Source organism: Pseudomonas palmensis (assembly GCF_049942755.1).
Classification (GTDB): Bacteria; Pseudomonadota; Gammaproteobacteria; order Pseudomonadales; family Pseudomonadaceae; genus Aquipseudomonas; species Aquipseudomonas palmensis.
Genome location: NZ_CP187958.1, coordinates 5,457,874 through 5,472,117, shown reverse-complemented (window position 1 = coordinate 5,472,117; position 14,244 = coordinate 5,457,874). Strand labels below are relative to the sequence as shown.

At 66.8% G+C, this 14,244-nt stretch carries 12 protein-coding genes; 4 read left to right on the top strand and 8 right to left on the bottom strand.

Going from position 1 to position 14,244, the window contains the following annotated elements:
- The first annotated feature begins 112 nt into the window (after positions 1 to 112).
- A complete protein-coding gene (locus ACPRTJ_RS25280; protein WP_426429162.1) occupies positions 113 to 2,353 on the top strand; it encodes a fimbria/pilus outer membrane usher protein in 2,241 nt (746 codons plus the stop codon).
- 47 nt (positions 2,354 to 2,400) lie between these two features.
- Positions 2,401 to 3,339: a Csu type fimbrial protein gene (locus ACPRTJ_RS25275; protein WP_043864087.1), complete on the top strand. Its 939-nt coding sequence runs from the start codon at positions 2,401 to 2,403 to the stop codon at positions 3,337 to 3,339.
- Here ACPRTJ_RS25275 and ACPRTJ_RS25270 read toward each other — a convergent pair.
- The gene (locus tag ACPRTJ_RS25270; protein WP_078481709.1) at positions 3,303 to 4,517 is read right to left on the bottom strand and encodes an MFS transporter; all 1,215 of its coding nucleotides are present in this window, start codon (positions 4,515 to 4,517) and stop codon (positions 3,303 to 3,305) included. The two genes, ACPRTJ_RS25275 and ACPRTJ_RS25270, sit on opposite strands and share 37 nt — an antisense overlap.
- A 96-nt stretch (positions 4,518 to 4,613) precedes the next feature.
- Between ACPRTJ_RS25270 and ACPRTJ_RS25265 the strand changes: the two genes are divergently transcribed.
- Positions 4,614 to 5,069 (top strand): winged helix-turn-helix transcriptional regulator, encoded by a 456-nt coding sequence (locus ACPRTJ_RS25265; protein ID WP_043863967.1) that lies wholly within the window; start codon positions 4,614 to 4,616, stop codon positions 5,067 to 5,069.
- Between the two features lie 103 nt (positions 5,070 to 5,172).
- Here the strand turns inward: ACPRTJ_RS25265 and ACPRTJ_RS25260 are convergent, their stop codons facing one another.
- The 3 genes from ACPRTJ_RS25260 to ACPRTJ_RS25250 form a co-directional block, all read right to left on the bottom strand.
- Positions 5,173 to 6,321, bottom strand: a complete 1,149-nt coding sequence (locus ACPRTJ_RS25260) for a M14 family metallopeptidase (RefSeq protein ID WP_210014728.1) — start codon at positions 6,319 to 6,321, stop codon at positions 5,173 to 5,175.
- Between the two features lie 48 nt (positions 6,322 to 6,369).
- Positions 6,370 to 6,882, bottom strand: a complete 513-nt coding sequence (locus ACPRTJ_RS25255; RefSeq protein ID WP_043863965.1) for a DUF4880 domain-containing protein — start codon at positions 6,880 to 6,882, stop codon at positions 6,370 to 6,372.
- Positions 6,883 to 7,317: 435 nt separating this feature from the next.
- A complete protein-coding gene (locus ACPRTJ_RS25250) occupies positions 7,318 to 7,650 on the bottom strand; it encodes a DUF6124 family protein (protein ID WP_054914395.1) in 333 nt (110 codons plus the stop codon).
- Positions 7,651 to 7,782: 132 nt separating this feature from the next.
- Between ACPRTJ_RS25250 and ACPRTJ_RS25245 the strand changes: the two genes are divergently transcribed.
- The gene (locus ACPRTJ_RS25245; protein ID WP_063611980.1) at positions 7,783 to 8,400 is read left to right on the top strand and encodes a LexA family protein; all 618 of its coding nucleotides are present in this window, start codon (positions 7,783 to 7,785) and stop codon (positions 8,398 to 8,400) included.
- Positions 8,401 to 8,472: 72 nt separating this feature from the next.
- On the opposite strand, the gene ACPRTJ_RS25240 is transcribed toward ACPRTJ_RS25245, so the two are convergent.
- The 4 genes from ACPRTJ_RS25240 to ACPRTJ_RS25225 form a co-directional block, all read right to left on the bottom strand.
- Positions 8,473 to 10,431 (bottom strand): acetyl/propionyl/methylcrotonyl-CoA carboxylase subunit alpha, encoded by a 1,959-nt coding sequence (locus ACPRTJ_RS25240; RefSeq protein ID WP_426427527.1) that lies wholly within the window; start codon positions 10,429 to 10,431, stop codon positions 8,473 to 8,475.
- Complete coding sequence (locus ACPRTJ_RS25235; protein ID WP_043863961.1) at positions 10,428 to 11,246, bottom strand: gamma-carboxygeranoyl-CoA hydratase; 819 nt, start codon at positions 11,244 to 11,246, stop codon at positions 10,428 to 10,430. The genes ACPRTJ_RS25240 and ACPRTJ_RS25235 overlap by 4 nt, the downstream gene beginning before the upstream one ends.
- Before the next feature lie 3 nt (positions 11,247 to 11,249).
- The gene (locus ACPRTJ_RS25230; RefSeq protein WP_043863960.1) at positions 11,250 to 12,854 is read right to left on the bottom strand and encodes a carboxyl transferase domain-containing protein; all 1,605 of its coding nucleotides are present in this window, start codon (positions 12,852 to 12,854) and stop codon (positions 11,250 to 11,252) included.
- Between the two features lie 83 nt (positions 12,855 to 12,937).
- On the bottom strand, positions 12,938 to 14,101 hold the full coding sequence (locus ACPRTJ_RS25225) for an isovaleryl-CoA dehydrogenase (protein ID WP_043863959.1): 1,164 nt from the start codon (positions 14,099 to 14,101) through the stop codon (positions 12,938 to 12,940).
- Positions 14,102 to 14,244: the final 143 nt, after the last annotated feature.

The window sequence follows — 14,244 nt, the reverse complement described above, 5'->3', positions numbered from 1 at the left end:
TGGTGGGACGGCGTGCGTGAGTACTTCTTTGGCCTGCACCCGCAGCGTGACGCTGGCGGTGCTGCTGGCGGGCAGCGCGGTCGCAGGCGAACTGCCGCCACCCCCTGCGAGTATGGAGGCTGTCGCCGATGCGCCGTTGTACCTGGAACTGGTGGTCAACCAGATGAGCAGCGCTAGCGTGGTGCTGGTGCACCAGCGGGCCGGGCGCCTGTACATGGCCACCGCCGACCTGCAGGCGGCGGGCGTGCAACTGCCCGGGCAGCCCGGCCCGGAACTGGCGCTGGACGCCATCGATGGCTTGCACAGCGAGTACGACAGCCAGAACCAGCGGCTGCTGGTGCAGGTGCCGGCGGCGTGGCTGCCCAACCAGCGTATCGGCGAGCGCTCGCTGGGGCCGGCCGGCGAGGCGTTGAGCAGTTTCGGCGCCTTGCTCAACTACGACGCCTACTTCAACGACACCGATGAGGGGGGCACCTACCTGGCGGCCTGGAACGAACTGCGGGTGTTCGACAGCTGGGGCACCTTCTCCACCACCGGGCAGTGGCGCCAGCGCCTCGGCGGGGCAGGCTACGAAGGCGCCCAGGAAGGTTTTCGGCGGTACGACACCACCTGGCGCTACACCGACGAGGCGCGCCTGCTGACCTTCGAGGCCGGCGATGTGCTGACCGGCGCCTTGCCCTGGACCAGCTCGGTGCGGGTGGGCGGGGTGCAGCTGTCGCGGGACTTTGCCGTGCGCCCGGACCTGGTGACCTACCCCTTGCCGGCCTTCGCCGGTGAAGCCGCGGTGCCCTCGTCGGTGGACCTGTTCATCAATGGCTACAAGAGCGCCAGTGCCGACCTGCAGCCAGGCCCCTATACCCTGACCAACGTGCCGTTCATCAACGGTGCCGGCGAGGCGGTGGTGGTGACCACCGACGCCCTTGGCCGGCAGGTCTCGACCACGTTGCCGTTCTACGTCACCAGCAGCCTGCTGCAACAGGGGCTGGCGGACTTCTCGGTGGCGGCCGGCGCCCTGCGCCGCGACTATGCCGTGCGCGACTTTGCCTACGGCCCCGGCGTTGCGGCGGGCAGCCTGCGCTATGGCCTGACCGACTACTTCACGCTGGAAAGCCATGCCGAGGCGGCCGGGTCCCTGGGCCTGGGCGGGCTGGGCGGCAACCTGCGGGTGGGCAACTTCGGCGTGCTCAACACGGCGCTGAGCCAGAGCCGCTTCGAAGGTCGCAGTGGCCAGCAGTTGAGCCTGGGCTACCAGTACAACAACCGCTGGCTGGGCTTCAACTACCAGCGCCTGGAGCGTCATGGCGACTACGCCGACCTGTCGCTGGTCGACAGCCCGTACATCCGCCTCAGCCAGCGCAGCGAGCAGGTCACCCTGAGCCTCAACCTGCAACGCTATGGCAGCCTGGGGGTGGGCTACTTCGATGTGCGCGCCGCCGACAACTCGCGCACGCGCCTGCTCAACCTCAGCTGGAGCAAGCCGCTGTGGGGCAACAGCAGCCTGTACCTGTCGGCCAACCGCGACCTGGACGACAGCCAGTGGGCGGTGCAGGCGCAGCTGGTGGTGCCCTTCGACCTGCACGGCACGCTGGCCCTGAGCCTGGAGCGCAACCAGCAGGGCGAGAACCTGCAGCGGGTCAACTACAGCCGCGCCGTACCCGCCCAGGGCGGCGTGGGGTTCAACCTGGGCTATGCCGGTGGCGACCGTGAAACCTACCGTCAGGCCGACCTGACCTGGCGCCTGCAATCGGTGCAGTTGCAGGCCGGGGTGTACGGCAGCAGCGACAACATGACCCGCTGGGCCGACGCCAGCGGCTCGGTGGTGCTGATGGACGCCGGGGTGTTCGCGGCCAATCGCATCGACGACGCCTTCGTGCTGGTCAGCACCGAAGGCTTTGCCGATGTGCCGGTGCGCTACGAGAACCAGGTGGTGGGGCACACCGACAGCCAGGGGCACCTGCTGGTGCCCTACGGCAGCGGCTACTACCGCGGCAAGTACGAGATCGACCCGCTGGAACTGCCCCCCGATGTGCGCTCACCAAATGTGGAGCAGCGTGTGGCGGTAAGGCGCGGCGCCGGCTACCTGCTGGAATTTCCGTTGCGCCGGGTACTGGCCGCCAGCGTGGTGCTGGTGGATGCCAGCAACAACGAACTGGCCGTGGGCAGCCAGGTACGCCACGAGCAGAGCGGCGCGCTGGCGGTGGTGGGCTGGGATGGCCTGGTGTACCTGGAGGACCTGAGCGAACACAACAGCCTGGTGGTGCAACTGGCCGGAGGCGGCAGTTGCCGGGTGCAGTTCGAGCTCAAGGCGCAGGCCGACCAGGTGCCGCTGATCGGCCCGCTGGTGTGCCAGTGAAGCGCCGGCTGACGGGGCTGCTTGCGCTGCTGGCACTGCTGGCCTGCATGCGCGCCCAGGCGCTGTGCCAGGTGCTGGCAACCACGCCGGCCACTTTCGGCCTGGTCAACTCCACCCTGATACGCACCACGGTGCAGACCACCACGGCGCCCAGTGCCGGCTTGAGCTGCACCGGTTCGCTGCTGACCCTGCTGCGTTCGGATGACTCCTTCAAGGCCACCTTCACCGCCAACAACGGCACCACCGGGCTGGTGGGCCCCACCGGCGACGTCATCCTCTACACGCTGTACGCCAACAACAGCACCAGCTACCCGATCACCCGGGGCCAGCCCTACGATTTTGCGCGCAACGGCATCATCGATGCCCTGGGCCTGCTCGGCGGCACCTCGCCCAAGACCGTGCCCATCTACCTGCGCACGCAAATGACCAGCAACGTGGCGGCCGGCCTGTACCAGGAGACGTTCACCGTGGCCTGGAGCATCGACTATTGCTGGGGGCTGGGTCTGGGCAGCGCCTGCCTGGGGCGGCAGGTGCTCAACGCCACTACCACCCTGACCATCAACCTGACCGTCACCAACGACTGCCAGATCAGCTCGCCCAACATCGTGTTCGGCAGCGCGCCGGTGGTCAGCGGGTTCGCCACGGTGAGCCAGAACGTCAACCTGGCCTGTACCAAGGGCAGTGCCTACACGGTGGGGCTGGATGACGGGCAGAACGTGGCAGGCGGGCGTCGGCGCATGAAATCCAGCGCCGGCAACTACCTGGCCTATGACATCTTCAAGAGTGGCGGGGGCGTGCGCTGGGGCAGCCTGAGCAGTGCGCGGCGCGCCAGCAGCGACGCCGACATCAACCCGGGCAACGGCAATGGCAGTGGCAGCGCGGCCGGCAGCCAGGTGTTCAACTACAACGCCAGGGTCTACACCGACCAGGCCACGCCGCCGGCCGGCGACTACCTGGACAGCGTGATACTCGACGTGCAGTTCTGAGCCGGCTGGCGCACGGTGCGCCACCAGTACCCCAGTGCCAGCACATTCAACCCCGCGCCCAGCACGCATACCAGCAGCCAGCCGCCCCAGGCGTAGGCCAGCGTCGAGGCCAGCGAGCCCAGTGCACTGCCGATGGAGTAGAACAGCATGTAGGCGGCGGTGAGCCGGCTGTGGGTATCGGCCGGCAGGCGGTAGATCAGGCTCTGGCTGGCCACGTGCAGCGCCTGCAGGCCCAGGTCGAACACCACCACCCCCAGCAGCAGTGCCCACAGCGATTGCTGGGTGAGGGCGATGGCGCCCCACGAACCGATCATCAGCAGCAGCGAGAGGCCGCTGACCCGTTGCCCCAGGCCACGGTCGGCCAGCCCGCCGGCACGCGCGGCGGCCAGCGCCCCGGCTGCGCCGGCCAGGCCGAACAGGCCCACCTCGGTTGCCGACAACGACAGCGGCGGGGCGCTCAGGGGCAGTACCAGCGGGGTCCACAGCACCATGGCCGAGGCGAAGCTGAGCATTGCCAGCAGGGCGCGCTGGCGCAGCACCGGCTGCTCGCGCACCAGTTGCCACAACGACACCAGCAGCGCGCCGTAGCCTGTGTTGGGGCGCGCAGCCGTGTGTGCGGGCAGCACGCGCCACAGCAGCAGGGTCATCAGCAGGGTCAGCGCTGCCGACAGGGCGTAGATCGAGCGCCAGCCGGCCAGATCGGCCATCGCCCCGGACAGGGTGCGGGCCAGCAGGATGCCGATCACGATACCGCTGGTGACCATGCCCACCACATGCCCGCGTTCGGTGTCGGCCGATACGCTGGCGGCATGCGCCACCAGCAGTTGCGCCACCACCGCCAACAGGCCGGTCAGGGCCATGCCGACAAACAGCCAGGCGCTGCTGGTGGCCAGGGCGATCATCAGCAGGGCCAGCACCGACAGCAGCGACTGCAGCACGATCAGCCGGCGCCGCTCGAACAGGTCGCCCAGAGGCACCAGCAGTATCAGGCCCAGGCCGTAGCCCACCTGGGTCAGGGTCACCACCAGCCCCACCAGCGCCGGGTCGATGGCGAAGTCGCGGGCCATCGCGTCCAGCAGTGGCTGGGCGTAATACACGTTGGCCACCGCCAGTGCGCAGGCGACGGAGAACAGCAGGGCGAGCCACGGCGAAAGCCGGGGCGCAGGGGAGGCGGGCATGGCGATATCCTATGTGGTTGCATAATGAAACTGGTTGTATGCTGAGAGGACCGGTTTTATATTGCAACTACTTTTTTCAGCCTGCCGAGAGCGACCATGGTTCAGCGTACCCGCCTGCAAGATGCCGAATGCCCGGTGGCCCGGTCACTGGACGCGATCGGTGACTGGTGGTCGCTGTTGATCGTGCGTGATGCGTTTGATGGCTTGCGCCGCTTTGGCGAGTTCCAGCGCAACCTGGGCATGGCCAAGAACATTTTGGCCTCGCGCTTGCGCCAGTTGGTGGAGCACCGGATTCTGGAGCTGGTGCCGGCGTCGGATGGCAGCGCGTACCAGGAGTACGTGCTGACCGAGAAGGGGCGCGGGTTGTTTCCCTTGATCGTGGGGCTGCGCCAGTGGGGCGAGGCGTTTTTCTACCAGCCTGGCGAGGCGCATTCGGTGCTGGTGGACCGCCAGAGCGGGGCGCCGGTGGGCCCACTGCAGCTGCGAGCGGCGGATGGGCGGGTGCTGGGGCCGGATGATTGCGTGCGGGTGGCGGGGCCGCCGCCGGCCTGACCTGCCTCATCGCGGGTCAGGCCGCTCCCACAGGGCACTGCAAGCCTGTGGGGGCGGGCTTGAACCGCGATGGGGAGCGCTGCGGGGCGGCGGTGCGTCAGCCCTAGCGCAGCTCTGCGACCAGCTTCGCCAAGGTGTCGATCACTGCGCTGCCCAGCGCCTTGGAGCGTTCACCCGACCAGCCGGTCACCGCATCGGGCGCGTCGTCGTGGTCCTTGAACGGCATCTCCAGGGTCAGCGACAGGCAGTCATGCGCCTGGCCCACCGCATTGCATGCCAGGGTCATGTTGGCCTGCCCAGGCTTGCTGCGCGGGTAGCCGTGGGTGGTCTGGAAGTCCCGGGTCACGCTGCACAGGGTGCTGCGAAAACGCTCCTCCAGTGCCGCGATCCGATCCGTGTAGCCCGGGTTGCCTTCGCACCCGGCCGTGAACACATGGGGTATTTCCTCATCGCCATGGGCATCCAGGAACAGGTCCACGCCATACAGCTTCATCTGCTGCTGGGCGAACAGCACCTCAGGGGTGTGTTCGATGTTCGCATCCTGCCAGGCGCGGTTGAGGTCCTTGCCCCTGGCATTGGTGCGCAGGTGCCCGGCAGCGGCACCGTCCGGGTTCATGTTGGGGATCAGGTACAGGTCGGCGACCGCCAGCAGGGCCTGCACGGTGGCATCGTTGCCCTGTATGCGGTCGATCACGCCCTCCATGAACCACTCGGCCATGTGCTCGCCGGGGTGCTGCTGGGCGATGATCCACAGCTTGCGCTTGCCCGCGCCCCCGTCGCCCGCCCGCAGCAACGGGATATCGCGCCCTTCGACGCTGCGCCCGGTGGCCAGCAGTTCGACGCCCGGCAAGGCGCTGGCGCGCTCGATCAGCTGATTGTGCCGCGCGCGCGGGTAGGGCTCGAAGTAGGCGAACCAGGCCTGTGTTTCGCGGGGCTCAAGGCTGAAGTGCAGGGCCTTGCCGTCGTAGCGGGTCGGCACGCGAAACCAGTTCTGCTGGTCGTAGGACGCTACCGCCTGGTAGCCCTCCCATGCGGCGCTATAGGACGACTGGCTGGCGTTGTCCAGGCTGAAGGCGTGGGTATGCCCGGGCGTCAGCCCGCTGGCCTTGAAGTGAAACCACTGGAAATGCCCGCTGTGGGTGTCGGGGCGGATGTTCAGGTGAATCCGGGACGGGTTGCCGGCATCGACGAGCAGGATGTTGCCGGCATCGAATGCGCAATCGATGCTAACGGGGGACAGCGTCACGGTCATGGCCAGGCTCCGGTAGAGTTGTTGTGCCAACCACTCTACACCCCTGGATCACGACCAGAAACCGATCGCCAGCGCCGCTGCCAACCCCAGGCCGAGCGCCACCGAGCAGCCTCCCAGCGAAACACCGGCCCAGGCCTGGCGATACCAGTGCCCATCGCCCAGTTGCCGGGCCGGTGCCAGCAGGTTGCGCCAGCGCAGTTCGGTGGCATGGAACGCATGCAGGTGTTCGGGGGCGGCATCCAGCCAGCGGCGAAAGTCGATGCGCTCGCTGGCGGTGATGTCCGGGCTCTGCAGGCGCACATACCATTGCGCCGCCGCAGTGCTGGAGGCGCTGCGCACCGGCAGGGCGGCCTGCAGTACCTGGCCCATGTGCCGTTCCACGGTCGGTGCGCCGATGTCCAGGCGCTGGGCGATGGCGGCGAACGACAGTTGATCGAGGCGATTGAGCAGGAACACCTGCTGTACCCGGCGTGGCAGCTTTTTCAGGCGCACGAGCAGGGCATCTTCGCCGAGGTCGGCGCTATCGTGATGGTGTTCAAGGGGCAGCAACAGACGGGTCATGTACGAGCTCCTTGCAGAAAGAAACGACTGAAGAGAAGGGGGGCGTCTTCCCTGACGCTGCGACAGCTTAATCTACATGAGATTGATTCTCAAGTGCTGAATCGGCAAAGGCTTGTCTCGGGGTTACATATCGAGACATACATTTGCTATCATCGCTGCCATTCAAGCACCACCCGCCTTCATTAGCCTGAAGAGCCAAAAAAAAGACCCGGCAAAAAGCCGGGTCAAAAACCGTGATTAGCCTGATGAGGAGATAATCTGAGAGTCCGACCTAAGGGCTTTCAGTTATCCAACCAGTCTCGCGACCAGTTGTTTGCAATAATAATCGTTCTCATTTTCAAGTCAAATGAATTTTCTGTTATCCAGCAAAAAATTCCGCATCGCTGTGCCTGGTCGTTGAACCACGGCCTGCCCCACCGCCGTTCCCGTTGCCCATCATCCCTCCCTTGATTGAAGCTCCTGCCGCCTGGCCTGTTCCGCGAGGCTGCGGTCCAGCAGCGCCCTGGCCATGTTGATCATGTGCATCACCGAGAAGGCCATGTCCCGTGAGTTGCCCTTGAGGTTGTCGGCCGACTCGTAGGCGCTGGCCGCGGCGCAGCGCAGCATGCTCGAGGCGTGTTCGGTGGCCGCTTCGGCCGAGAGGTCCTGGCGGGCGATGAACAGCTGGTCGTCCGTGTGGCTGACCGTAGATGGGGTAGGGTTGAGGTAATAGTCCAGTGCGCGGCGTGCCGCTTCGCTGTCCAGGTCGTTGAAAGGGGGTGGGGTCATGGGGCTGCCTTCCTTGTGGTGAGTAGGAAAAGATTACCCTTCAATCCTAAGTACATGTTGTATTGTATTCCATCGCTTAAATACTACAGAGTATGTATTGAGTCGCTGCTGTCAGTCCGTATCGTGCCAGCGATGAAAAAATGGAATGAACTGGCGAAAGCCAGAATGCGCGAGCTGGGCCTCACGCAGGAGAAACTGGCCGAACGCCTCGGGGTGACCCAAGGTGGCGTTGGCCATTGGATTCGGGGAAGGAACAACCCACCGCTGGCCACCATCGACGAGATCCTGCGGATACTGGGCATGGGGCGCATGGGCGTGGTCTGCGACGACGCCGTCGCGGAGCCGTCCGGGGTCTATGCCACACCGGCGCTGGGTGCATTCCGCTACCCGCTGTCGGATTGGGAGCACCTGGCCGAGCCTGTCGAAGGCGCGCCGACCGTGCTCAGCGACCACCTGGCCGATGGCCCGTGCTACTGGCTGACGGTGGAAGGTGACGCGATGAATTCGCCCATGGGCCTGAGCGTGCCGGCGGGCATGATGGTGCTGGTGGACAGCGGTCGAATTGCCGAGATCGGCGCGCTGGTGATCGCGCGCCTGCCCGGCAATCCTGTCGCGGTGTTTCGCCAGCTGGTCGAGGAGGGTGGTCAGCGGTACTTGCAGCCGCTCAATCCCACCTGGCCCAAACTGACGTGGGAGGAGGGCACCGAGGTGCTCGGTGTAGTGGTGCAGGCGTCTATCCGGCTGGGCTGAAAAGCGTCGCTGGCAAGCCGGCCCACACAGGGTTTCGTGGCGCCCACAAAACCCTGTGCAGGTGCAGCGCCGTCAGCCTTCCTGAACCTCCAGCTCCACCAGCGCGGCCCCTTCGCTGACCATCTCGCCTTCCTGGCAATACAGCGCCTTGACCGTCCCGGCCTGGGGTGCGCGGATGCTGTGCTCCATCTTCATGGCCTCCAGCACCACCAGTTGCGTGCCGGCCTCGACCACCTGACCGACCTCCACCAGTACCCGCACGATGCTGCCGTTCATGGGCGCACTCATGTCGCCCTGGTGCGCATGGCCGGCGTCCGCCTCGGCAATCGGGTCGAAAGCGCTTACCCCGTGCAGCTCGCCATCCCACTCCAGATACAGCGTTTGCCCACGGCGCACGGCCAGGTGCCTGCGCCGCACGCCTTCGTGCTCGATCACCAGGTGCTCGCCGTCCATGCGCGCGGACACCGACCCGGGGTTCAGGCTCAATGCCCGGTCTTCGCCATTGCAGCGCAGGTGCAGGGCGGTCTGCGCCGGTACGCCCGGCCTGAAACCGGTGGCGGCTGCCCACGGCGAGTGCCGGTCATCAGCGCGCACGCAGGCGGGGCGCGATTGCTGGAAGGCCTGCCCGGCGGCCTGCCAGAACGCTGTCGGCAACGCGACGGGGGCGGGCAGCAGTTGATCCTGATAGCGCGGGATGAACCCGGTATCCAGTTCGGCCTCGGCGAAGGCGCGGTGGGCCAGGATGCGGCGCAGGAAGGCGATGTTGGTCTTCAGGCCGCCAATGGCGAAGCTGTCGAGCATCGCCAGCAGGCGCAGGCGTGCCTGCTCCCGGTTCTCGCCCCAGGCAATCAGCTTGCCCAGCATCGGGTCGTAGAACGGCGAGATGCTGTCACCTTCGCACACGCCGCTGTCGACCCGGCGCCCTTCGCCCGGCGCCGACTCGCGGTACAGCGCCAGGTGCCCGGTGGCCGGCAGAAAGTCGTTGGCCGGGTCCTCGGCGTACAGGCGTACCTCGATGGCATGCCCGTGCAGCGGCACCTGATCCTGCGTCAGCGGCAGCGCCTCGCCGCACGCCACGCGGATCTGCCAGGCCACCAGGTCCAGGCCGGTGATCGCCTCGGTCACCGGGTGCTCCACCTGCAGGCGGGTGTTCATTTCCATGAAGAAGAATTCGCCACGGGCATCGAGCAGGAACTCGACCGTGCCTGCGCCCACATAGCCGATGGCCTGGGCCGCACGTACCGCCGCCTCGCCCATGGCCTGGCGCTGCGCCGGGCTCAGGCCGGGGGCCGGGGCTTCCTCGACCACCTTCTGGTGACGACGCTGGATCGAGCAGTCGCGCTCGTTCAGGTACAGGCAGTTGCCATGCTGGTCGGCGAACACCTGGATTTCGACGTGACGCGGCTTGAGCACGTACTTTTCGACCAGCATGCGTGCATCGCCGAACGACGACAGCGCTTCACGCTGGGCCGAGGCCAGGGCTTCACCCAGCTGGCTTTCCTGCTCGACCACCTTCATGCCCTTGCCACCGCCACCGGCGGTGGCCTTGAGCAGTACGGGGTAGCCGATGCGCTGGGCGGCCGCGCGGAAGGTCTCCAGGTCCTGGGCTTCGCCGTGGTAGCCAGGCACCAGCGGTACCCCGGCCACTTCCATCAGCGCCTTGGCCGCCGACTTGCTGCCCATCGCGTTGATGGCACTGGCCGGCGGGCCGAGGAAGATCAGCCCGGCCTCTTCGATGGCCCGGGCAAAGCCTGCGTTCTCCGACAGAAAGCCGTAGCCCGGGTGTATCGCCTGGGCGCCGCTGGCCTTGGCCGCGGCAATCAGCCTGGGGATGTCCAGGTAGCTCTCGGCCGCCTTGGCGCCACCTAGGTCAACCCGGATATCCGCTTCGCGGCTGTGCCGCGCATCGCGGTCGATGGCGCTGTGCACGGCCACGGTGGTCAGGCCCATGGCCTTGGCGGTGCGCATCACGCGGCAGGCGATCTCGCCACGGTTGGCGACCAGCAGGGTGGTCAGCAGAGGGCGGCTCATGGGCGTGGCTCCTTGTCCGAAGCGGGGGTTTGCCAGGCTGGCGTGCGTTTTTCGAGGAAGGCGCGCAGGCCCTCCTGGCCTTCGGCGCTCACGCGGATACGCGCAATGGCGCCTTCACAGTAGCGGCGCAGGGCAGGGGTGAGCTCACCATTGCCCACTTCGCGCAGCAGCTCCTTGCTGGCGCACATGGCCTGCGGGCTGTTGAGCAGCAGGTTGTCGACCCAGCGCTCGACCTCGGCATCCAGCTGCGCGGCCGGGCAGGTTTCGGCCAGCAGGCCCAGTTCGCGGGCCCGCTCGCCGCTGAAGCGTTCGGCGGTCAGGGCATAGCGGCGGGTGGCGCGCTCGCCCATGGCCTGCACCACGAACGGGCTGATCACCGCCGGCGCCAGGCCGATGCGCACTTCCGACAGGCACAGCTGCGCGTCGTCGGCACCGATGGCCATGTCGCAGCAACTGATCAGCCCCACGGCACCGCCGAAGGCTGCGCCCTGGACCACCGCCAGGGTCGGCACCTTGAGCCGCGCCAGGTTGTACATCAGCTCGGCCAGCTCGCGGGCGTCGTCCAGGTTGGTGTTGTAGTCCAGCTGCGCCGACTGCTGCATCCAGGCAAGGTCGGCGCCGGCACTGAAGTGCCGGCCGCGCCCGCGCAGCACCATGAAGCGCAGGCTGGCGTCGTTGCCGATCTGGTCGATGGCGATGATCAGTTCGCGGATCATCTGCGCGTTGAAGGCGTTGTTCTTGGCCTCGCGGCTCAGCCACAGGGTGGCGAAGCCGCGCGGGTCGCGAATCAGTTCAAGGGTAGAGAAGTCGCTCATCGGTCACATCCGGAAAATGCCGAAACGGCTCGGTTCGATCGGGGCATTGAGGGCTGCCGAGAGGGCCAGGCCGAGAATCTCGCGGGTTTGCGCAGGGTCGATGACGCCGTCGTCCCACAGCCTTGCGCTGGAATAGTAGGGGTGGCCCTGGTGTTCGTACTGGTCCAGGATCGGCTGCTTGAGCTGCGCCTCGTCCTGCGGGCTGAAAACCTGGCCGCTGCGCTCGCTCTGTTCGCGCTTGACCTGGGCCAGCACGCCTGCGGCCTGTTCGGCGCCCATCACGCCGATGCGCGCGTTGGGCCACATCCACAGAAAGCGCGGGTCGTAGGCACGCCCGCACATGCCATAGTTGCCGGCACCGAAGCTGCCGCCGATGATCACGGTGAACTTGGGCACCTGGGCGCAGGCCACTGCGGTCACCAGCTTGGCGCCATGCTTGGCGATGCCGCCGGCCTCGTACTTCTGGCCCACCATGAAGCCGGTGATGTTCTGCAGGAACAGCAGCGGGATGCCGCGCTGGCAGGCCAGCTCGATGAAGTGCGCGCCTTTCTGCGCGGCCTCGGCGAACAGGATGCCGTTGTTGGCCAGAATCGCCACCGGGTAGCCGTGCAGGTGGGCAAAGCCGCACACCAGCGTGGTACCGAACAGCGCCTTGAACTCGTCGAACAGCGAGCCGTCCACCAGGCGCGCGATCACCTCGCGCACATCGAACGGCTGCTTGGCATCGGCCGGCACCACGCCGTACAGCTCGTCGGCTGCGTACAGCGGGGCGATCGGGGTGCGCACCTGCAGCTGGCCCAGCTTGCGCCAGTTGAGGTTGGCCACGCAGCGCCGGGCGATGGCCAGGGCGTGTTCGTCGTTGTCGGCATAGTGGTCGGCCACGCCGCTGACCTTGCAGTGCACGTCGGCACCGCCCAGGTCTTCGGCGCTGACCACCTCGCCGGTGGCGGCTTTGACCAGCGGCGGGCCGGCCAGGAAGATGGTGGCCTGCTGGCGCACCATGATCGCCTCGTCGGCCATGGCTGGAACGTAGGCACCGCCGGCGGTGCACGAGCCCATCACCACGGCGATCTGCGGGATGCCCTGGGCGCTCATGGTGGCCTGGTTGAAGAAGATGCGGCCGAAGTGCTCGCGGTCGGGGAACACCTCGTCCTGGCGCGGCAGGTTGGCGCCGCCGGAGTCCACCAGGTACACGCAGGGCAGGCGGTTCTGCTGGGCGATGGTCTGGGCGCGCAGGTGCTTCTTGACGGTCAGCGGGTAGTACGAGCCGCCTTTGACGGTGGCGTCGTTGGCCACGATCATGCACTCCACGCCCTCGATGCGGCCGATGCCGGCGATCACGCCGGCGGCAGGCACGTCTTCGCCGTACACCTCGTGGGCGGCCAGCTGGCCGATCTCCAGAAACGGCGAACCCGGGTCGAGCAGGCGGTCGATGCGGTCGCGCGGCAGCAACTTGCCGCGTGAGGTGTGGCGCTCCTGGGCTTTGGGCCCGCCGCCCTGGTGCACGCTGGCGAGCAGGTCACGCAGGCCTTGCACCTGCTCGAGCATGGCCGCGCTGTTGAGCGCGAATTCGGGCGCGCGGGGGTTCAACTGAGACTTCAGAATCATCGTGGCTCCTGGCGCAGCTTCAAGCGGCAAGCTCCAAGCTGCAAGAGTGGGTCTGCGTTATGGCGGCGTTGCCGCTGAGCGCCTCAGCGCGTCTCGTTGAACAGCTCGCGACCGATCAGCATGCGCCGGATCTCGCTGGTGCCGGCGCCGATCTCGTACAGCTTGGCGTCGCGCAGCAGGCGGCCTGCGGGGAATTCGTTGATGTAGCCGTTGCCGCCCAGAATCTGGATTGCCTCGAGGGCCATCTGGGTGGCGCGCTCGGCGGTATAGAGGATCACCCCGGCGGCGTCCTTGCGGGTGGTCTCGGCGCGATCACAGGCCTGGGCCACGGCATACAGGTAGGCGCGGCTGGCATTGAGCTGGGTGTACATGTCGGCGATCTTGCCCTGGATCAGCTGGAACTCGCCGATGCTCTGGCCGAACTGCTTGCGGTCGTGGATGTAGGGCACCACCAGGTCCATGCACGCCTGCATGATCCCGGTAGGGCCGCCGGAGAGCACCACACGCTCGTAGTCCAGGCCGCTCATCAGCACCTTCACGCCACCGTTGAGCTGGCCGAGGATGTTCTCCTGGGGCACCTCGACGTTGTCGAAGAACAGCTCGCAGGTGTTGGAACCGCGCATGCCCAGCTTGTCGAACTTGTTGCTGCGGCTGAAGCCGGCCCAGTCGCGCTCGACGATGAACGCGGTGATGCCGTGGGGGCCCTTTTCCAAGTCGGTCTTGGCGTAGATCACGTAGGTGTTGGCGTCGGGGCCGTTGGTGATCCAGGTCTTGCTGCCGTTGAGCACGAAGCGGTCGCCGCGCTGTTCGGCACGCAGTTTCATCGACACCACGTCGGAGCCGGCGTTGGGCTCGCTCATGGCCAGGGCGCCGATGTGCTCGCCGCTGATCAGCTTGGGCAGGTATTTGGCTTTCTGTTCGGCGGTGCCGTTGCGGTTGATCTGGTTGACGCAGAGGTTGGAGTGGGCGCCGTAGGAGAGCGCGACCGAGGCCGAGCCGCGGCTGATTTCTTCCATGGCCACCACGTGGGCCAGGTAGCCCAGGCCCGCGCCGCCGTATTCTTCGCTGACGGTGATGCCCAGCAGGCCCATGTCGCCGAACTTGCGCCACATGTCGGCGGGGAACAGGTTGTCCTGGTCGATCTGCGCCGCACGCGGGGCCAGCTCGGCTGCGACGAACGCCTGCACCTGGTCGCGGAGCATGTCGATGGTTTCGCCCAGGGCGAAGTTCAGGGTCGGATAACGCATGCTGGCACCTTTCTTGTCGATTGTTCTTTGAGTGGCGTGGTGGTTGACCCGCGATCAAGGCGCTGCGATCTGTCACCTTTACGTTAACGTAAACCCCGCACCGAACACTGTCAATCTCCCCATGACCTTTACGTTAACGTTAA